This window comes from Leuconostoc rapi (genome assembly GCF_016908715.1).
Classification (GTDB): Bacteria; Bacillota; Bacilli; order Lactobacillales; family Lactobacillaceae; genus Leuconostoc; species Leuconostoc rapi.
This window is the reverse complement of sequence record NZ_JAFBEK010000006.1, coordinates 1-17,566: the sequence shown is the minus strand read 5'-3', so window position 1 is coordinate 17,566 and position 17,566 is coordinate 1. Positions and strand designations below refer to the sequence as shown.

Sequence of the window (17,566 nt, the reverse complement as noted above, 5' to 3'; positions counted from 1 at the left end):
CAAAATTTTGACAATAGCATTAAATGTAAAAGAAGTACTAGAAACAGCTATTAAGGCAGTAGATAGTAAAAAAGCCAACCATATTGTCGCACTTGATATGCGACAAGTTAGCCTGATGGCTGATTATTTTGTGATTGCTGATGCGGCTTCTAACCGACAAGTACAGGCCATTGTAACAGAGGTAAAAGACAAAGTCTTGGCAGCAGGTGGACAAGTTAAATTAATCGAAGGCTTTCAAACAGCCGATTGGGTGTTGATTGACTTGGGCGATGTCATTGTGCATATTTTTTCAACCGAGCAACGTGATTTTTACAACTTAGAGCGCTTATGGCATGATGCCCCTTACTTAGATTTAACGAGGTTTCTTGTGACAGATTAATAAGAGATGAGCTGTTGCCCATCTCTTTTTCTGTTAAAATAATAATATGGCTAACAAAAATATAAAAGAAAATTATTCAACATTTGCTGAAAAATACGATACACTATTTAATGATGAGTTGTATCAAGATTGGGCAAATTTTGTTGTAGATAATACACAAGCAGGCCGTGTGCTGGATCTTGGTGGCGGTGCTGGCAGATTGGCTGTTTTATTGGCACAGCGGCATTATCAAGTTGACATTTTAGATTTATCTTCTGAAATGCTGTCATTAGCGCAGACACATGCTTTTGATGCTGGCGTTGATATTAGTTTGATTCAGGCGGACATGCGAGAATGGTCTGACTGGCAAGCTGAGTATCCGACAATAGTGAGTTTTGCAGATGCGTTAAATTATTTACCTAATCTTGTCGATTTTAGGGCAGCAATTGGTCAAGTATATGATCATCTTGAAACAGGCGGCCAGTTTTTGTTTGATGTTATCACGCCGTATCAAGTCAATATATTGTATGATAATTATTATTATAATAACGATGATGATGAAGACAATATTTTTATGTGGACAAGTTATGCTGGGGAACCGGCTGATAGTGTCGATCATGATTTAAAATTTTTTGTTTATGACGAAAAAAAAGATGGATTTAAAATTTTACGTGAAATTCATCATGAGCAAACCTATTCATTGGCCACTTATCAACGTGAACTTGAAGTCGCTGGTTTTAAAAATATTAGCGTATCAGCTGATTTTGGAAAGCAAGCAGTTAATGATAAAACACAACGGTGGTTTTTTAAGGCGGTGAAATCATGAAAGCGGTTGGCTTGGTAACGGAGTATAATCCGTTTCATAATGGACACATATATCATATACAACAGGCAAAAAAAATAACAGGGGCTGATGTGGTAGTCGTTGTTATGTCAGGAAACTTTGTACAACGCGGCGAACCAGCCTTATTTGATAAATGGACGCGAGCTAAAGCAGCGTTAGAAAATGGTGTTGATTTAGTTGTAGAATTGCCAACTTTTTTTGCAGTCCAACCCAGTCATTTGTTTGCTGAAGGTGCAGTCAAATTACTATCAGCACTAGGTGTGCATGATATGGTGTTTGGTAGTGAGCATGCTGATATTGATTTTTTAGAATTAGCCAACCAAGCACCTAGTGTTGAACAGGGTCGTGGTGTGCAGGACAAAAATCAAACGTTTGCGAGTGCTTATGCAGCAGAGCTAGAAGCGAGAACTGGTTTTAAATTAACAGATCCTAATGATATTTTAGCATTTAGTTATGCTAAGGCAGTAATTAAGCTAGGCGTGGAGATGAAGCTACACCCCATTCAACGTGTAGCAGCAGGCTATCATGATCAGACTGTTGTAACTGGTCAAAAGATAGCATCAGCATCATCTATTCGTCTGGCATTACATAAAGGTAAGCTAGAAAAAATTCAAGACGTTGTACCAGCCGCCACTTTGCAAGCCCTTGATGATGGCACTCATACGATTAACTTTGAAGAGCGGTTTTGGCCATTATTAAAATATCGTTTGATGACGGATACAGTTGGTCAATTAGGACAAGTCTATCAGATGGCAGAAGGGCTAGAACACCGGTTGACGGCTATAGCGTTAGGTGAGCCTGGTCCGAAGAGTTATCAGAGTTTTATAAAATCAATTAAATCAAAGCGTTATACATTTGCACGTATGCAACGCACACTATTTTATACCTTACTTAATGTTAAAGTTGACCAAATGCAAGCCGCTATGAAAGACCCATATTTAAGAATTTTAGGTTTTACAGATGATGGACAAAAGTACTTAAATGAAATTAAAAAAACAGTGTCATTACCATTAATCAGTAAAGTTGACCAAAACTTAGCTAAAGCTAATTTGCGTTTGGATTACAAGGCAGGCAAGCTATGGCAAATGTTAGCAAATCACTCGGAGCAACAAGATGTGACACGCAAACCAATTTATATTAAAAACAACGAACCTCGTGTTAGTCGTGAGATGATACCAGGTGATTAACTGACATAACCTAGGGAGAAAAGATGAAATTTAATAAAAATCAACTTCAAAAGTATCGACAAAATCCATTAAATCTTGATACGACATTAGAATTGGAAGCAGTAGCCAAAGAAAGATTTCCAACAACCGTACTAGCTTTATCAGGTTTACACGTGATAGGTCGTATACGCTATGATGAAAATGACGATATTTTACTGCAAGCAAAGGTAACAGGAAACATCACAGTGCCTTCTTCGAGATCATTGGCACCAGTTATTCGGGAAATTGACTTAAACTTTGATGAACGTTATATCGAAGATGACAAACGATTGGCGGATTTTGAAGAAACTGAGCCTGTTTTTGTATTAGAAAATGACACATTAAATGTTGATGAAGCTATTCTTGATAATGTGATTGCAGAATTGCCGTTACAAATTTTGACACCAGAAGAAATTGAAAGCGATCAGTTACCTGCTGGAAAAGATTGGCATGTCATTAGCGAAAAAGCCTTTGAAAATGAGAAAAAAAAGGCTGATAAAATTGATTTAGATCCTAGAATGGCTAAATTAGATGATTTTTTCAAAAAATGAGAAAATACTTGCAAAATTTTAGGAATTACTCTAAAATATAGAGAAGTGATAAGAAATATAATCGGAAATACCAATTCAAATATTGAGGATAACTAATGAGTAAAGTATTGATTGTTGAAGATGAAGAAAATTTAGCAAAATTTGTTGGACTGGAACTAAAACACGAAGGTTATGAAGTTGAAACTGTTTTAGATGGTCGTGCAGGGCTAGATGCAGCGCTGGCAAATAACTATGATGTTATTTTGCTTGATTTAATGTTACCTGAATTAAATGGTTTAGAGGTGGCTCGCCGCTTGCGTGAATCTAAAAAGACACCTATCATAATGATGACAGCACGTGATTCAGTGATTGATCGCATTTCTGGTTTAGATTATGGCGCAGACGATTACTTGGTTAAGCCATTTGCGATTGAAGAACTATTAGCACGCATTCGTTCACTGCTCCGTCGTATTGCGATTGAGACTGAGTCAAATGATAAGCATCGTGCGATTATTAATTTTAAAGATTTGCGCATCGAGAAAGAAAACCGTATTGCTCGCCGTGACAATCAAATTATCAACTTAACAAAACGTGAATATGATTTATTATTGACGTTAGTTGAAAACATTAATGTTGTGCAGTCACGTGAACAATTGTTAAAAGAAGTTTGGGGTTTTGATTCAGAAGTTGAGACCAACGTTGTCGATGTTTATATTCGTTACTTGCGTAATAAGATCGATGACCCAGAAAGCAAGGCATCATATATCCAAACCGTTCGTGGTACTGGATACGTTATGCGTAGCTAATGAGAAATTATGTCTAAAGAAACTAACAAAACTAAAAAAACAGCACACCGTTTTTCATTAAGCTGGAAGCTTTCATTGGGGATGGCGTCTGGTTTTTTTGTTATATTTATTATTTTTGAAGTGATTATATCTGAATTGATTAAACAGTATTTTGGTGACATCCCAGATACGTTATATCAGTGGCTGTGGTTGACTGTATTCTTGGGTGGTAGTGCTGTTTTTGTATTTTCATTTATTTTAACACGTTATATTCTAAGACCGGTCAAGTCGATTGAGACAACCATTGAAGCATTACAAGATGACCCTATGACAAATGTACGTGCTAAGAAAACACATGCAAACGATGAGTTTTCTGATTTAACGACTGTTTTGAATCGCATGATTGATCGTCTACAAAACTTGATTGGTGCGCAGCAACAATTTGTATCTGATGTTTCTCATGAATTACGAACACCCGTAACCATTGTGAAGGGACATATGGATCTCCTTAACAGGTGGGGGAAAGACGAACCAGAAGTTTTAGATGATTCAATTAAGTCGTCGTTAGCAGAGATGCAGCGTATGGAAACATTGATTAATGAAATGCTTAATTTAACACGGGCAGAGCAGATTCCAATAGAAAATATCCAAGAAGTGACTGAAATAGGTGGTTTAGTTCATAGAGTATTCGATAATTTTAAATTAATTCACCCGGATTTTATTTTTACTTTTGACGATGACTTAAGCCAAAGTGCGAATGTTAAAGTTCGTCAGGATCACATGGAACAAATTTTAATTATTCTTGCCGATAACGCGGTGAAATATTCATTAGATCGGCGAGAAATTCATTTTGCACTGTCACAAACGCCTAATCGGGTTGAAATCGGGGTACAAGACTTTGGTGAAGGTCTATCAAGTGAGGATGCGCAACGGGTGTTTGATCGCTTTTATCGCGTCGATAAAGCGCGTTCACGTGCTAAGGGTGGCAATGGCTTGGGATTAAGCATTGCCCAACGTCTGGTTGAAGCCTATGGCGGCGAAATTACCCTTGAGAGTGCATTAGGATCTGGATCAGCGTTTACAATTAGATTGCCTTTATACAAAGAGAAAACAGATGAAGAAAAGTTATCAGATTAAAGTGTATGGCCGTGTACAAGGTGTTGGTTTTCGTTGGTTCACTCAAAATTTGGCACAGGAATATCATATTGTAGGCTGGGTTCAAAATAAAAATGATGGCACGGTTGACATGAAGATACAGGGTGATGCCATTGATGTCACTAGTTTTCTTGAAAAATTAAAACAAGGGCCCGGTCCGTATAGTCATGTTGAAAAAATTATTAAACAGTCAATTGCATTGTTTGAGTCGAATAATTTTGCTATTAGGTAAGAAATCTTGGTATAATGGAACTCTGTAATAACCAGGAGAAAAAATAAACTCATGAAACAAGTAAAGCGTATTTTAACAACGGCTTTTGTCATTTTAGATATTATCTTAATTACCGGTGGATATGATCAACATAGTAAAATGTATCGGTGGATAGGACATCCGTTGGCTGATATTATGGCTAATATTGCTCAATTTATTGGTGGCGTTAACGGTATTGGTTGGGCTATCATTATCATCACAGTTATTTTGCGCCTTGTATTGTTGCCATTCTTCTTAAACCAACAGATTAATACAACGATTAATCAAATCAAAATGCAAACACTGAAGCCAGAGATTGATAAACTACAAGCTTTAACGCGAAAAGCAGGCACAACTCAAGAACAACAACAGGCCAGCATGGCTATGATGTCGTTGTATCGTGAAAATGATGTGAGCGTTATCGGTGGTATATCATTTTTGACAATGGCAATGCAATTGCCAATTTTCTCAGGATTGTATTCAGCCATTTTGCACGCACCAGCCCTACAAGGCGCCACATTTTTAAGTTTTGACCTTGGAAAACCACAAATTATATTTGCAATTGCAGCTGGTGTTGTTTATTTAATACAAGCTTGGCTTGCTATGCAGCATATGCCTGAGGAACAAAAGAAAACATCAGCCGCGATGATTTTTATTAGCCCTGTTATGATTTTTGTTTTTGCAATGATTGCAAGCGGTGCTATTGGACTTTACTTTGTTATTGGTGGTCTGTTTGCTTTGCTACAAACATTGATACAACATTTTCAGAGACCAGGTCTTGAAAAACGCGTGGCACGAGAATTTAAAATTAAAAAAACAGCTGATGATTTGATGTCTGAAAGCGCTAATACCGCTAAGGCAGCAGTGTCAGTTGAACAAAATAAAGTTGTCACTGAAAATATGTCAAATAAGAAGCAACGTAATGCTGGAAAGCAACAACGTTAATTGTTTAAGTACGTCAAAATGTTTGACGTACTTTTGTCAGTTCTGATAAGGAACAGAAAGAATTCAAACTATGGATCGCATTTTATCAAATCAAAACAGTCGTGTTAAGGCATGGAAAAAACTTGCAACAAAAAAAGGACGTCAAGAAAATCGGACTTACTTATTGGATGGTTGGCATTTAGTTGAGGAAGCAATTAAAGCAAGTGCTAAATTTCATGCAGTGATGGCTACCGAAGAACAAATGGCAACGCATTTGCCAGACGTTCCTCATGGTGTACCCGCGTTTGAAATCAGTGATGAAGTAGCTAAACATATTGCCGGCACAAATACACCCCAAGGTATATTTGCAGAAATTTCTTTACCGGACAAAACATTTGATCCAACTTATGTGCATGATGGTGCTTGGTTGTTGCTTGACAACATACAAGATCCTGGAAATGTTGGAACATTGGTACGAACAGCTGATGCCGCTGGATTTAAGGGTGTTGTCTTTGGTGAAGGAACGGCTGATGCTTATTCACCCAAAGTTGTACGTGCGATGCAGGGATCACAATTTCATTTAGAAGTATTGAATGGTGATTTAAATGAATGGGCTGACGCACTTACTGCCAACAACTTGTCGGTTTATGGCTCACAGTTAAATGAGGCGGCGCAATCATACCGTACTATTGACCCAAGCACACAATTTGCTTTAATCGTGGGTAACGAGGGGCAAGGCATGTCAAGTGAATTAGCTGAAAAAACAACCACAAATTTGTATATTCCTATTCAAGGTCAAGCTGAGAGTTTGAATGTTGCTATTGCTGGTGGTATTTTAATGTTTAGTTTAGCTGCAGGTAATTAATTCGCGTAGCATAAATGTTTTTGTGCAAGCAAGATGTTTATTTGCTATAATGAGTATTAAAGATTTAAAGTAGAGGTTATGACTGTGGAACAAACACTTATTGTTGCTTTGATTGTCGTGGGTATTTTGCTTATTGTGACAGTCATGATGCAGCCAAGTAAGCAACAAGATGCATTATCGGCATTGTCAGGTGGTGCTGGTGACTTGTTCGCGGAACGTAAGTCGCGTGGATTTGAAGCTGTTATGCGCCGTGCAACTGCCATTCTTGGTGGCTTGTGGTTTATTATTGGCTTTGCGTTGATGTACTTATCAGCACATTAAAAAACTATAGTGGTCAGTTTGCTCTTTTTGTAGACTGACTTTTTATTTGGAAAAAATTAGAAAGAATAATTAAATGGAAATTGAACAATTAAAATCTCAAATTAATGGCTTTTTAAAAGCTAACCGTGAACAACGATTCACGGCACAAAATATGGCTGACGGATTACGAATGAATTCGGCTGCTGAATATCAACAAATTGTTAATGCGATGAATGCATTAGTTCGTCAAGGGGATATCTTAGACGACAATGGTCAATATGCTTATAATGTTAATGCAGGATTTGTGTTGGGTGAGTATAGGGCAAATGATAAAGGATTCGGTTTTGTTAAGTATGATACCGAATTGCCTGACTTTTTTATCAATCCTGAAAACACGTTACAAGCGATGCAAGGGGATAAAGTCCGTGTTTCAACATTGAAACCGTCACCATCACCAGATCGTGGCCCTGAGGGTAAAGTAGAAGAAATTATTGAGCACGCCTATGAACGTATTGTTGGGACTTTTTCATTGGGTTCCGAAGCTAACAATATGATTGGGGAACTAAAAATCAGTGACAAAAAAGCCATGAGTTTCAAGGTTTTGGTGAATTCAGATGGTCTGACACCTAATGATGGTCAAGTCGTAGTAGCCGAAGTCACACGCTTTCCTGATAAAATACATCCGCGTGAGTTGGTTGCTAGTGTCGTAGAGTCATTAGGTTATAAAGATGATCCTGGCATGGATATACTACAGATTGTACGTTCAAAAAAAGTACCAAGTGAATTTCCACAAGAGGTACTAGATGATGCAGCACAAATTTTGGTTGATGTGCCCAAATCAGATTGGGCAGGTCGCGAAGATATTACTGAACAAACACTTGTCACAATTGATGGTGCTGACACAAAAGACATTGATGATGCGGTAGTTGTTTGGAAGTTAGATAATGGAAATTATCATTTAGGTGTCCATATTGCGGATGTATCACATTATGTCACTGAGGGTTCAACCATTGATACCGAAGCTTATACGCGTGGTACGTCTGTTTATTTGACGGATCGTGTTATTCCAATGTTACCACGTAATATTTCTAATGGTATCGCATCGCTAAATCCAAATGTTGTGCGTTTAGCGATGTCAGCAGAAATGGAAATCGATAAGCAAGGGCAAGTGGTAAACCATCGATTGCATACTTCAGTGATGAAATCGCATGCACGTATGACCTATGATGCAGTTAACAAAATCTTAGAAGGGGATGTTTTCGTTCAGGAAGAATACGCACAACTAACCCCAATGTTTAAGGTCATGGGTGAGTTACACGAAATTTTGTATAAAAAGCGGCAAGCTCGAGGTGCCATTGAATTTGATGCACCAGAGGCGCAAATCATTGTAGATGAACAAGGCAAGGCAGTCGATATTCAATTACGTGAACGTGGAACGGCTGAGCGTGTGATTGAATCCTTCATGTTAACGGCCAACGAAACAGTTGCTGAACATTTTGACAAAATGGCAGTGCCATTTTTGTATCGTATTCATGAATCTCCTGATGAAGAGCGCGCAAAATCTTTCTTCGAGTTTTCAAAGGCCTTAGGACACCCGGTTTATGGCGATCCTAGTAAGGTGACACCGCTTATGTTACAAAAGTTGATGGCTGATGTAGCTGGTGATCCCACTGAACAAATGATTTCTACGATGATGCTTCGCGCCATGAAGCAAGCCAAATATTCACCAGATCCAGTCGGACATTTTGGTCTGGGCGCAAAGTATTACACGCATTTTACCTCTCCGATTCGTCGTTATCCTGACTTAACGGTACATCGTTTAATCAAATGGTACGAAAAACATGGTTATGGTATTGACGCCCAAGAAAAATATGCTGGTAAATTAGCACAAATTGGTGTTGACACGAGCACGCGAGAACGTCGAGCCATCGACACAGAACGTGATGTGGATGCTTTGAAGAAGGCTGAATACATGATGGACAAAGTTGGTCTTGAGTTTAATGGTGTGATTAATTCAGCATTGAAATTTGGGTTGTTTATTAGTTTGGAAAACACAGTTGAGGGATTGGTTCATATTTCAAACTTAACAGATGATCATTATGAATACGATGAGTCACATGCTGCGTTAATTGGTCGGTCAAAGCATCGCATTTTCCAAATTGGACAAAAAGTTCGTGTAAAGGTTTTGCGCGTTAATAAAGACGAACGTACAGTCGATTTCATGTTAATTGATATAGAAAGTACACCAACAACGGAAATTAGAGTAGCAACAAAGTCACATGGTAAGTTTGGCACTGGCCGCAATAGAGATGAGCGTCGTAAAAATGAACGACGTGGCAAGTCAGAGGGGCCAAGACAAAAGCGAGGGCCTTTAGATGCCAAACAAGGGCAAAAGCGGGACTCAAAACGCAATTTTTAATTTTGAATCTGATATGTTGCAACATGCTGATGGGGGCTAAGAGATTATGGCCAAGAAAAAACAAATTACAGATAAATATCTTGCACAAAATCGCAAAGCGCGATTTAATTATGCGATTGCAGAGACGTTTGAAGCCGGACTTTCTTTAACCGGAACAGAAATTAAATCGGTACGTAGTGGGCAAATAACTATTGGGGATGGTTTTGTCACAATTCATGATGGTAATGCAATATTAACAAATGTCAATATTGCGTCTTATGAACAAGGCAATCAATTTAACGTCGATCCAATACGCTCACGCCAGCTATTATTGCATAAGCATGAAATTGCGACACTTGGTAAAGCTGCGTCGGAGGCAGGTGTCACTATTGTCCCACTAAAAGTTTATTTAAAACATGGCTTTGCTAAGGTGTTAATTGGCGTTGGACGTGGTAAAAAAAGATATGATAAACGTGAAGATATTAAACGACGTGATCAAGAACGTGAGTTGAGAAGGCGTTTAAAAAATTAAAAGCCAAACGGCTTTTTTTGTTTGACGTTATCGATGTTTATAGATATACTTAATATATGTGAAGTAAGTAAATTTCACAAGCTGAAAGGAAAGAAGCTCATGGTAGTGACAATCATTTCGGTGCTCTTCGCAATTGTAATTAGCCTCATTGTTGGTTATTTTGTTCGTCTGTCATACGACAAGAAACAAATTACCACAACAAAGGAAATTGCAGCTAACATTCTTGAACAAGCAAACAAAGAAGCTAAAAGTTTAACACGTGCAGCAAAGACTGATGCTAAGGAAATGTCGCAAGATTATCGTAATCAAGTGGACATAGACTTTAAGGAACGTCAGTCCCAACTGCAGCAACAAAAACAACGGCTTGAAGACCGTGTCTTGAACCTCGATAAAAAAGACGCGGCCTTGAATCAGCGTGATGCACAGCTGATTCAAAAAGAGAACCAAGTACAAACTAGGTTAGATGATGCTAGCCAAAAACAGTTAGTAGCAGATGATTTGGTAGCGTCTCAAAAGGATAAACTCGAAGAAATTGCGCAGTTGACGCCGAATGACGCTAAAACACAGATTTTAAGCAAAACGAAACAAAGTTTGGTTCGGCAACGTGCGGCCTTAGTTAAAGAGGCAGAAGAAGACGCAACAAGCGAAGCAGAACGGCGAGCACGTAATATCATCGTGCAAGCAATTCAGCGGTCGGCGGCTGATGCTGTAGCAGATATTACGGTATCTGTCGTGCACTTGCCAAGTGAAGACATGAAGGGCCGAATTATTGGTCGTGAAGGTCGTAATATTCGCACATTAGAATCGTTGACAGGTATTGATTTAATTATTGATGATACGCCGGAATCGGTTGTTTTAAGCGGATTTGACCCTATTCGACGAGAAATTGCCAAAATGGCGTTGGATGCTTTAGTAGCAGATGGACGAATCAATCCTTCTCGTATTGAAGAGATGGTTGAGAAGGCACGTCGGCAAATTGATGAAACAATACGAGTAAAGGGTGAAGAAGCTGTCTTTGAATTAGGACTACGTGGTCTTCACCCAGACTTAATCAAAATGATTGGTCGTATGAATTATAGAACGTCATATGGTCAAAATGTGCTGCAACATTCAATCGAGGTCGCAAAACTTGCGGGAATGATGGCAGCAGAGCTTAAAATGGATGTCGCGCTTGCGAAGCGCGCCGGATTAATACATGATATCGGTAAGGCAGTTGATGCCGAAGTTGAAGGCTCCCATGTGGAGCTAGGTGTACGTTTAGCTGAAAAGTTTAACGAAAAACCTATCGTTATCAATGCAATTGCTTCACATCACGGTGATGTTGAATCAATTTCACCAATTTCAGAATTGGTAACTGCTGCGGATGCAATCAGTGCTGCAAGGCCTGGTGCACGTAGTGAATCACTTGAAAATTATGTTCAGCGCTTGAAAGATTTGGAAGCTATAGCTAACCATTATGATGGTGTAGAAGCAACATATGCTATTCAAGCAGGTCGTGAGGTACGTGTGATTGTTGAACCAACAAAGTTAACAGACCTACAAGCCACGGTGCTTGCGCATGATATTAAGTCAGATATAGAGGAAAAACTCGAATATCCTGGTCATGTTAAAGTGACAGTTATACGTGAAACACGTGCCACTGATTATGCACATTAATTATAAAAGTTACTCATTGAGTAACTTTTTTTGTTATAATTAAATTATACGATGCTAGGACTTTTTTCATATAAAGTGAATGGAGTGATATATGATATAAGTTTGGGTATGATCTTAAAAAGGAGGCGTTTATGGAACCAGGACAATTAGCACTAATTATTTTTGCTGTAGCTTTTCTACTTTTAGTAGTGTTCATAGGCATATTTTTACTCAGGTTGACACGTTCCCTAGATATTATCACAACTGATGTTGATAGTATCGCTCGTTCTAGTAATGAGATTTTGGGAAATGCCAATACATTATTAAACGATATTAATGGAAAAGTTAGGGTTTTGGATCCAACAGTGCAAGCTGTTGCAGATTTGTCAGTAACTGTTTCACAACTCAACGCATCCGTTCAAAGTGTAACTAATAAATTTTCAACGGCTAAAGCGGCAACAAGTTTTGGTGCGAGTGGCGTGGCTGCAGCAGTTGCAAAACAAGCGGCAAAGACGGCCATGCATAAGTATAAGACCAGAAAACCATCTAAAAAGGAGACTAAGTAATGTCAAAAGTAAAAGGATTTTTAGCAGGTATATTAGCAGGAGCGGCAGCCGTTGCGGCCTTTAAGGCGCTACCAAAAGAAAAGCAAAATGAACTAAAAGCAAGGGCTAATGAAACTGGTGAATTATTACGCGATAAAGCCTACGATGTAGCTTATTCGGCTGCTGATATCGCCGGAGATGTCACAGAAAAAGCAAAAGACAAAGCTTCTGAATTAAAAGCGAAAAGCCAAGAAAAATATGGTGAGCATATTGATTCAGCTACTGATCAGGTGAAACACCTTGCAGACCAAGCCTCTCCTTATGTTGATAAGGCGAAAGATTTTGCAGCTACTTATGTTGATAAGGCACATGAATCCTTAGATGATTTACGTGAAAAGTTCAATAATGAGGATATTGAACTGACGCAAGATGAATTGACGTTAGAGGAAGCTTTAAAAGATTTATCTGAGGAAGCTGCGGAAAGCGCTGAGGATGTAACTGAAACAGCGACAGATGCTATTGACAAGGCAAAAGAGGGAGCAGCAAAAAAAGCTGACCAAGTTGTCAATGATGTCACAAAGAAGGTTGATGAAACCAAAGAAACACTTTAATAAATAAATCATGCAGGTACTAAAGTGCTATCAGTATCTGCTTTTTTATATTATAGAATGACCATAATTAATTAAAAGGAGTGGCGTTTAATAATGAGTATGGGTCCGCCCATAGCAGCGCATTATTTTACGCTTTAAAAACATGGCTAAAGAAAAATTTGACGCAACAGCTTTTTTATCATCACTATTTCACTATGCGCACGATTTTAATTTTAATCACATTATCTTTGATGCAAATCGTTATAAAATTTCTGTTAATTTAGTACGTAAATCCGCAACATATGGCAATGCAGAAATGTTTTATGTTGCAGCCGATGTCAAAGAATTTGCACCAGTTATGTCTGCTGTAAATAGATCTATTGAAATTGCTGAACTAGAGGGCACACAGCAAGCTAGTGTTAAAACAGGCAATTTAGCCCGTGGGGAACAGGTGTTTCAGTTCAAATTACGTGAATTTGGTAACGGTAAGTATAGTTTAGATTTGAGTATTTAATAACGATTAAAGAGAGGAAGCATGCATCACGATGCATTGCATTTAGAATAATGAAGCAAGGAAAATCAGCTCAAATAAAAAAAATAAGACAGGTTCAGAGAAAACAAAAGCTAGTTTCAAAGAACAAGTTGCCGGAATTTAACTATAATGACTTTGCTGGATTCTTACGGGCACGCTTCTACCTCACGCATATTGACAAATATAGTCAGGAAACATTTGAAGTTGCATCATTTTTCTTGGACGATGTTATTGCGATGATGGTTAACCATAATTTTACGCAATTTACCAGCAATGAACGTGCCACCGTCAAATTAAATGAGGTGATGCAAGCAACATTAGTTAATAGTGATGACCGTGATTGGCGATATTTTGTGTTATTGGTACCCGTGTTGTATGATATGCAACAATTTCTTTTAAAAGAAGGCAATGTTAGCGCGCGTTTTGTCGTTCAAACCTCTAGTTTTGATATTAACTTCTGGCGTATGATTGTACGGACAGTACTAGCGCTTAACTTTTTTAAGTGGCAAGGCAAAGATGTTGCTGAGTTAATGAAAAGTTCTAACGCGATAGATGAATTGCAATTTAAGTTTTTGTTAGAAAATGAACAAGATGATGATTTTAATTTATCTGTTATTGAAGAAACATTTCGAGGAACTAAGGTCAAGATCAAGCCATTAATCGAAAACGTTGGTGCAACGCAAATACCTGAATTAAAACCTGAAATCTTAAATCAAGAGATGGTCGTTTCGGAAAAGTATTTACATCAATTTAAAGAGGCGTCCGTTAAGGGGGTAGTTAGTGACAATGTTACAAATATGCTGTCTGCTTTCCACGAAGGTATTGTAGAAATGTTTCATGTGACGCATGAGTTATGGGATGCTGAGATATTAAATCATTTTGCAATGTCATATTTACTTGATTACTGGGAACCATCATGGGATAGTTTAGATGGCATTGGTGGTGAGGTAAAATCTTATTTGACGTTTTTAAGCCAGAAGGGTGCATTAAAAGGGTTAGGAAATATCCTCAAAGGCACAACTGACATTGATCGATATATAGATATCAGTGCCTTAAATTACCTATTGTCACAACTTGATTCGGAAAAAATAAATAAGTTAGCATAAATAAATAGCGTATCAAACATGTTCTGAAGTCTTACGGGTTGTTTGATACGCTATAAGTATTATAAATGTCTGATCGTGCCAGGTAGTACGATTGTCATTGAGTGTGTTTTGGGAGATTGTACCAAAATTTCACCTTTGTTGTTTTGATAGACATAACCGTAAATATTGGCAACATCCTCACTTAACAAGGAATTATTAATTTGAATTGTGACAGGTGATTTAGTATTTAATGCAATTTCTAATCGCGCAATTAGGTCATCTGCTGAAAGTTGTTGTTTCAAAGGTACTTGTCTTTTGGGTGTTGTCAATTTGTTCAGTAAAACGGTGATATGGTGCATGTATGAGTCCATTGGATGGTGTGTGAGATAATTTTGCATCAGGATACTCCTTGAGTGATTCGTTATTTATATCATACGAACAAATGTTTGAAAAAGCAAATAATAAGAAAATCCTTTACCAATTCTTGATGATTCATTTCACGAAATATGGCTGTTAAATCAGTAAATACGCCTTGAATATCTAATGAATATTCAAGGGGAACAAATATTCATTAGCACTAAGATATTAAATCACCATTGAAACTTGTAGTGAAAGTGGGTATAATATTATCATTAGTACATAAAGAGGAAAAGTGATGACACAGCGGGGTTTACTGATTGTGCTGTCTGGCCCTTCAGGAGTTGGTAAGGGTACAGTACGCAAGGCTATTTTTGAAGAAGAGGGTATTGATTTTCAATACTCAATTTCAGCTACGACACGTCAACCACGCGTTGGCGAAGTAGATGGCGAAGACTATTTCTTTGTTTCACATGAAGCATTTGAAGAAAAAATTTCAAATGGTGATATGTTAGAATATGCGCAGTACGTTAATAATTATTATGGTACACCAAAAAGCTTTATTGATGAAACATTAGCAAGTGGTCGAGATGTATTTCTTGAAATTGATGTACAAGGTGCACTACAAGTAAAGTCAAAGATGCCTGAGGGTGTTTATATCTTTTTGACACCACCAAATTTGACGAATTTGCGTGAAAGACTAGTTGGTCGTGGTACGGATTCACAAGAAACGATCGAAAAACGTGTGACAGCTGCACGTGATGAGTTAAAGCAGATGATTAATTACGATTATGCAGTTGAAAATGATCGTGTCGTCTATGCAGTGGATCGTATTAAAGCAATTATTACAGCTGAACGTTTACGTGTCACACGTGTTTTTGAAAAAACACTATAAGGAGAATAACGATGTTACTTTACCCATCAGTTGATAAATTACTAGAAAAAGTTGATTCACGTTACAAGTTAATTGCTTTGGGAGCAAAGCGAGCACGTGAATTGGATGCCGGGTTACCAGCAACCAGAGAAAATTTCAACTCTAACAAGTCCGTTGGACGTGCACTTGAAGAAATTGAAAATGGGGATGTTATCATCGACCCAGAACTAGAAGACCAAGTATAATTGAATGAACCACATAATTTAAAACACCAATGACTAAAAGGTGTTTTTCTATTGATTAAAACAGTATGGTTTTAGAAGGAGTAAAGTAATGACAGATTATCCACAAAAAGATGCTTTAGTATATAACGGGCCAGTTGCAACATTTAAAACAAATCAAGGCGACATTAAGGTTAAATTATTTGCTGATATTGCGCCAAAGACGGTTGAAAATTTTACTACACATGCTAAAAATGGTTATTATGATAATGGCATCTTTCACCGCGTTATTCGTGATTTTATGATACAAGGTGGCGATCCTGACGGTACAGGTATGGGCGGTCAAAGTATTTGGGGTAGTAGCTTTGAAGATGAATTTTCTGATAAGTTATTGAATATTCGTGGTGCATTGTCTATGGCAAATGCGGGTCCTCATACAAACGGATCGCAGTTCTTTATTGTACAAGCTGAAGAAACGCCATGGCTAAACGGTAAGCACACGGTATTTGGACAAGTTATTGAAGGACTAGATATTGTTGATAAAATTGCTAAGGTTAGCGTTGACATGTCTGATAAGCCACGTCAAAGTGTTGAAGTTCATACGATTGAAATTGCAGACTAAAGGTCTGCTTTTTTGTTATAATGAAAATGAGGAATTAATTATGACATATCACATCGGTCAAGAATTAGAAGGAAAAATTACTGGTATCCAGCCCTACGGTGCATTTGTGGTACTAAATGATCATACACAAGGCTTGATTCATATCTCAGAATGCAAGTCTGGAATTGTACAGGATTTAAAAGACGAGTTGCGTATCGGTAAAAAAGTTAAGGTGACTGTTTTAGATATTGAACAATATACTGGTAAAATAAGTTTATCTTTACGTCAAGACAACATGCCGTTAGCAAAGAAATTACCTAAAAATTTAAGTTTGAGAAAATATTTTTGGACGAATAACCACCTTGATTATGGCTTTGAATCGATTGCCGCTCATCGTGATGAGTGGGTCGATGAAGCATTAAAACGTATTGCAAAATAAAGGAGCAACCATGTCATTAATTGCAGCAACTGCTATTTCACTAAAGGGCGATTTACCATATTTTCTAGTAAAGCATGATGCAGAAGGGTATCATTTTTTTACAGCTAAAATGCACCGCCATAATCATGATACTTCATTAGGCGCGGTTTTACGTGAATTTAAAAAACTTGGTCCAATTAATTTTGATCAGTGGCGTTTAGGTGAACTCACAAGCGTTAATTATGAAGGTACATTGATGTCTATGTATTCATTTGATGTGCCAGATATGAAAATAATTGAAGAGGCTATAAATAATCAGTTAGAATTTGTACCCGCAAACAAACTCCACAGCTTATTAGAGACGCTACAAACAACAGAATTTGTGAGCTTTGAAGAATAATTGAAAAAAATTCAGAAAAGTGTTGACTTATTTTGAAAAGCGCGTATAGTATTAATAGTTGTCCAATACGCGAGGCGAAAGAGGCAATTAATTCAAGAAGATCTGAGAAGAGATTGAAAAGAAGTAGTTGACAAAGGGAACTGAGCGTGGTAAGATAATATA

At 37.7% G+C, this 17,566-nt stretch carries 23 protein-coding genes; 22 read left to right on the top strand and 1 reads right to left on the bottom strand.

The features are described from left to right. The first annotated feature begins 7 nt into the window (after window positions 1-7). The 17 genes from rsfS to JOD28_RS06510 all read left to right on the top strand — a co-directional run bounded on the left by rsfS (window position 8) and on the right by JOD28_RS06510 (window position 14,554). On the top strand, window positions 8-379 hold the full coding sequence (gene rsfS, locus JOD28_RS06590) for a ribosome silencing factor (RefSeq protein WP_204770041.1): 372 nt from the start codon (window positions 8-10) through the stop codon (window positions 377-379). A 46-nt stretch (window positions 380-425) separates the two neighbouring features. Continuing rightward, window positions 426-1,184 (top strand): class I SAM-dependent DNA methyltransferase, encoded by a 759-nt coding sequence (locus tag JOD28_RS06585; RefSeq protein WP_204770040.1) that lies wholly within the window; start codon window positions 426-428, stop codon window positions 1,182-1,184. Next, window positions 1,181-2,389, top strand: coding sequence for a nucleotidyltransferase (locus JOD28_RS06580; RefSeq protein WP_204770039.1), 1,209 nt, complete (start codon window positions 1,181-1,183; stop codon window positions 2,387-2,389). The genes JOD28_RS06585 and JOD28_RS06580 overlap by 4 nt, the downstream gene beginning before the upstream one ends. 23 nt (window positions 2,390-2,412) lie before the next feature. After that, window positions 2,413-2,958 carry a DUF177 domain-containing protein gene (locus tag JOD28_RS06575; RefSeq protein WP_204770038.1) on the top strand — a complete coding sequence of 182 codons (546 nt, stop codon included), beginning with the start codon at window positions 2,413-2,415 and terminating at the stop codon, window positions 2,956-2,958. 95 nt (window positions 2,959-3,053) lie between these two features. Further along, a complete protein-coding gene (locus JOD28_RS06570; protein ID WP_013103281.1) occupies window positions 3,054-3,743 on the top strand; it encodes a response regulator transcription factor in 690 nt (229 codons plus the stop codon). 9 nt (window positions 3,744-3,752) lie between these two features. Continuing rightward, entirely contained in the window at window positions 3,753-4,859 is a 1,107-nt protein-coding gene (locus JOD28_RS06565) for a sensor histidine kinase (protein WP_204770037.1), read from the top strand. Further along, window positions 4,837-5,109, top strand: coding sequence for an acylphosphatase (locus JOD28_RS06560; RefSeq protein WP_204770036.1), 273 nt, complete (start codon window positions 4,837-4,839; stop codon window positions 5,107-5,109). Before JOD28_RS06565 ends, JOD28_RS06560 begins: the two co-directional genes overlap by 23 nt. A 51-nt stretch (window positions 5,110-5,160) precedes the next feature. Next, window positions 5,161-6,072, top strand: a complete 912-nt coding sequence (yidC, locus tag JOD28_RS06555; protein WP_204770035.1) for a membrane protein insertase YidC — start codon at window positions 5,161-5,163, stop codon at window positions 6,070-6,072. A 70-nt stretch (window positions 6,073-6,142) separates the two neighbouring features. Next, window positions 6,143-6,916: a TrmH family RNA methyltransferase gene (locus tag JOD28_RS06550; RefSeq protein WP_204770034.1), complete on the top strand. Its 774-nt coding sequence runs from the start codon at window positions 6,143-6,145 to the stop codon at window positions 6,914-6,916. Between the two features lie 84 nt (window positions 6,917-7,000). Beyond that, window positions 7,001-7,237, top strand: coding sequence for a preprotein translocase subunit SecG (secG, locus tag JOD28_RS06545; protein WP_308445800.1), 237 nt, complete (start codon window positions 7,001-7,003; stop codon window positions 7,235-7,237). Between the two features lie 73 nt (window positions 7,238-7,310). Next, window positions 7,311-9,635 carry a ribonuclease R gene (rnr, locus tag JOD28_RS06540; protein ID WP_204770032.1) on the top strand — a complete coding sequence of 775 codons (2,325 nt, stop codon included), beginning with the start codon at window positions 7,311-7,313 and terminating at the stop codon, window positions 9,633-9,635. A gap of 46 nt (window positions 9,636-9,681) precedes the next feature. Then, on the top strand, window positions 9,682-10,146 hold the full coding sequence (smpB, locus tag JOD28_RS06535; RefSeq protein ID WP_204770031.1) for an SsrA-binding protein SmpB: 465 nt from the start codon (window positions 9,682-9,684) through the stop codon (window positions 10,144-10,146). A gap of 99 nt (window positions 10,147-10,245) precedes the next feature. After that, the gene (rny, locus tag JOD28_RS06530) at window positions 10,246-11,802 is read left to right on the top strand and encodes a ribonuclease Y (RefSeq protein ID WP_204770030.1); all 1,557 of its coding nucleotides are present in this window, start codon (window positions 10,246-10,248) and stop codon (window positions 11,800-11,802) included. A 131-nt stretch (window positions 11,803-11,933) separates the two neighbouring features. Continuing rightward, a complete protein-coding gene (locus tag JOD28_RS06525; protein WP_204770029.1) occupies window positions 11,934-12,347 on the top strand; it encodes a DUF948 domain-containing protein in 414 nt (137 codons plus the stop codon). Then, on the top strand, window positions 12,347-12,937 hold the full coding sequence (locus JOD28_RS06520) for a YtxH domain-containing protein (RefSeq protein WP_204770028.1): 591 nt from the start codon (window positions 12,347-12,349) through the stop codon (window positions 12,935-12,937). Before JOD28_RS06525 ends, JOD28_RS06520 begins: the two co-directional genes overlap by 1 nt. A gap of 142 nt (window positions 12,938-13,079) precedes the next feature. Continuing rightward, window positions 13,080-13,430, top strand: a complete 351-nt coding sequence (locus tag JOD28_RS06515; protein ID WP_204770027.1) for a hypothetical protein — start codon at window positions 13,080-13,082, stop codon at window positions 13,428-13,430. Between the two features lie 50 nt (window positions 13,431-13,480). Next, window positions 13,481-14,554 carry a metaphase chromosome protein 1 gene (locus tag JOD28_RS06510; protein ID WP_204770026.1) on the top strand — a complete coding sequence of 358 codons (1,074 nt, stop codon included), beginning with the start codon at window positions 13,481-13,483 and terminating at the stop codon, window positions 14,552-14,554. 59 nt (window positions 14,555-14,613) lie between these two features. Here the strand turns inward: JOD28_RS06510 and JOD28_RS06505 are convergent, their stop codons facing one another. Next, window positions 14,614-14,931 (bottom strand): hypothetical protein, encoded by a 318-nt coding sequence (locus JOD28_RS06505; protein ID WP_204770025.1) that lies wholly within the window; start codon window positions 14,929-14,931, stop codon window positions 14,614-14,616. A 257-nt stretch (window positions 14,932-15,188) separates the two neighbouring features. Here JOD28_RS06505 and gmk point away from each other — a divergent pair, with 257 nt between their 5' ends. The 5 genes from gmk to JOD28_RS06480 all read left to right on the top strand — a co-directional run bounded on the left by gmk (window position 15,189) and on the right by JOD28_RS06480 (window position 17,404). Continuing rightward, entirely contained in the window at window positions 15,189-15,785 is a 597-nt protein-coding gene (gene gmk / locus JOD28_RS06500; protein WP_204770024.1) for a guanylate kinase, read from the top strand. An 11-nt stretch (window positions 15,786-15,796) separates the two neighbouring features. Beyond that, window positions 15,797-16,009, top strand: coding sequence for a DNA-directed RNA polymerase subunit omega (rpoZ, locus tag JOD28_RS06495; RefSeq protein WP_204770023.1), 213 nt, complete (start codon window positions 15,797-15,799; stop codon window positions 16,007-16,009). 88 nt (window positions 16,010-16,097) lie between these two features. Continuing rightward, the gene (locus JOD28_RS06490; RefSeq protein WP_204770022.1) at window positions 16,098-16,607 is read left to right on the top strand and encodes a peptidylprolyl isomerase; all 510 of its coding nucleotides are present in this window, start codon (window positions 16,098-16,100) and stop codon (window positions 16,605-16,607) included. 40 nt (window positions 16,608-16,647) lie between these two features. Beyond that, window positions 16,648-17,025, top strand: coding sequence for a CvfD/Ygs/GSP13 family RNA-binding post-transcriptional regulator (locus JOD28_RS06485; RefSeq protein WP_204770021.1), 378 nt, complete (start codon window positions 16,648-16,650; stop codon window positions 17,023-17,025). Window positions 17,026-17,035: 10 nt separating this feature from the next. Then, complete coding sequence (locus tag JOD28_RS06480; RefSeq protein WP_204770020.1) at window positions 17,036-17,404, top strand: hypothetical protein; 369 nt, start codon at window positions 17,036-17,038, stop codon at window positions 17,402-17,404. Window positions 17,405-17,566: the final 162 nt, after the last annotated feature.

Coding starts and splice junctions, on each gene's coding strand:
- JOD28_RS06585 (WP_204770040.1), top strand. CDS start 426: ATGGCTAACAAAAATATAAAAGAAAATTATTCAACATTTGCTGAAAAA.
- JOD28_RS06580 (WP_204770039.1), top strand. CDS start 1,181: ATGAAAGCGGTTGGCTTGGTAACGGAGTATAATCCGTTTCATAATGGA.
- JOD28_RS06575 (WP_204770038.1), top strand. CDS start 2,413: ATGAAATTTAATAAAAATCAACTTCAAAAGTATCGACAAAATCCATTA.
- JOD28_RS06570 (WP_013103281.1), top strand. CDS start 3,054: ATGAGTAAAGTATTGATTGTTGAAGATGAAGAAAATTTAGCAAAATTT.
- JOD28_RS06565 (WP_204770037.1), top strand. CDS start 3,753: ATGTCTAAAGAAACTAACAAAACTAAAAAAACAGCACACCGTTTTTCA.
- JOD28_RS06560 (WP_204770036.1), top strand. CDS start 4,837: ATGAAGAAAAGTTATCAGATTAAAGTGTATGGCCGTGTACAAGGTGTT.
- yidC (WP_204770035.1), top strand. CDS start 5,161: ATGAAACAAGTAAAGCGTATTTTAACAACGGCTTTTGTCATTTTAGAT.
- JOD28_RS06550 (WP_204770034.1), top strand. CDS start 6,143: ATGGATCGCATTTTATCAAATCAAAACAGTCGTGTTAAGGCATGGAAA.
- rnr (WP_204770032.1), top strand. CDS start 7,311: ATGGAAATTGAACAATTAAAATCTCAAATTAATGGCTTTTTAAAAGCT.
- smpB (WP_204770031.1), top strand. CDS start 9,682: ATGGCCAAGAAAAAACAAATTACAGATAAATATCTTGCACAAAATCGC.
- rny (WP_204770030.1), top strand. CDS start 10,246: ATGGTAGTGACAATCATTTCGGTGCTCTTCGCAATTGTAATTAGCCTC.
- JOD28_RS06525 (WP_204770029.1), top strand. CDS start 11,934: ATGGAACCAGGACAATTAGCACTAATTATTTTTGCTGTAGCTTTTCTA.
- JOD28_RS06520 (WP_204770028.1), top strand. CDS start 12,347: ATGTCAAAAGTAAAAGGATTTTTAGCAGGTATATTAGCAGGAGCGGCA.
- JOD28_RS06515 (WP_204770027.1), top strand. CDS start 13,080: ATGGCTAAAGAAAAATTTGACGCAACAGCTTTTTTATCATCACTATTT.
- JOD28_RS06510 (WP_204770026.1), top strand. CDS start 13,481: ATGAAGCAAGGAAAATCAGCTCAAATAAAAAAAATAAGACAGGTTCAG.
- JOD28_RS06505 (WP_204770025.1), bottom strand. CDS start 14,931: ATGCAAAATTATCTCACACACCATCCAATGGACTCATACATGCACCAT.
- gmk (WP_204770024.1), top strand. CDS start 15,189: ATGACACAGCGGGGTTTACTGATTGTGCTGTCTGGCCCTTCAGGAGTT.
- rpoZ (WP_204770023.1), top strand. CDS start 15,797: ATGTTACTTTACCCATCAGTTGATAAATTACTAGAAAAAGTTGATTCA.
- JOD28_RS06490 (WP_204770022.1), top strand. CDS start 16,098: ATGACAGATTATCCACAAAAAGATGCTTTAGTATATAACGGGCCAGTT.
- JOD28_RS06485 (WP_204770021.1), top strand. CDS start 16,648: ATGACATATCACATCGGTCAAGAATTAGAAGGAAAAATTACTGGTATC.
- JOD28_RS06480 (WP_204770020.1), top strand. CDS start 17,036: ATGTCATTAATTGCAGCAACTGCTATTTCACTAAAGGGCGATTTACCA.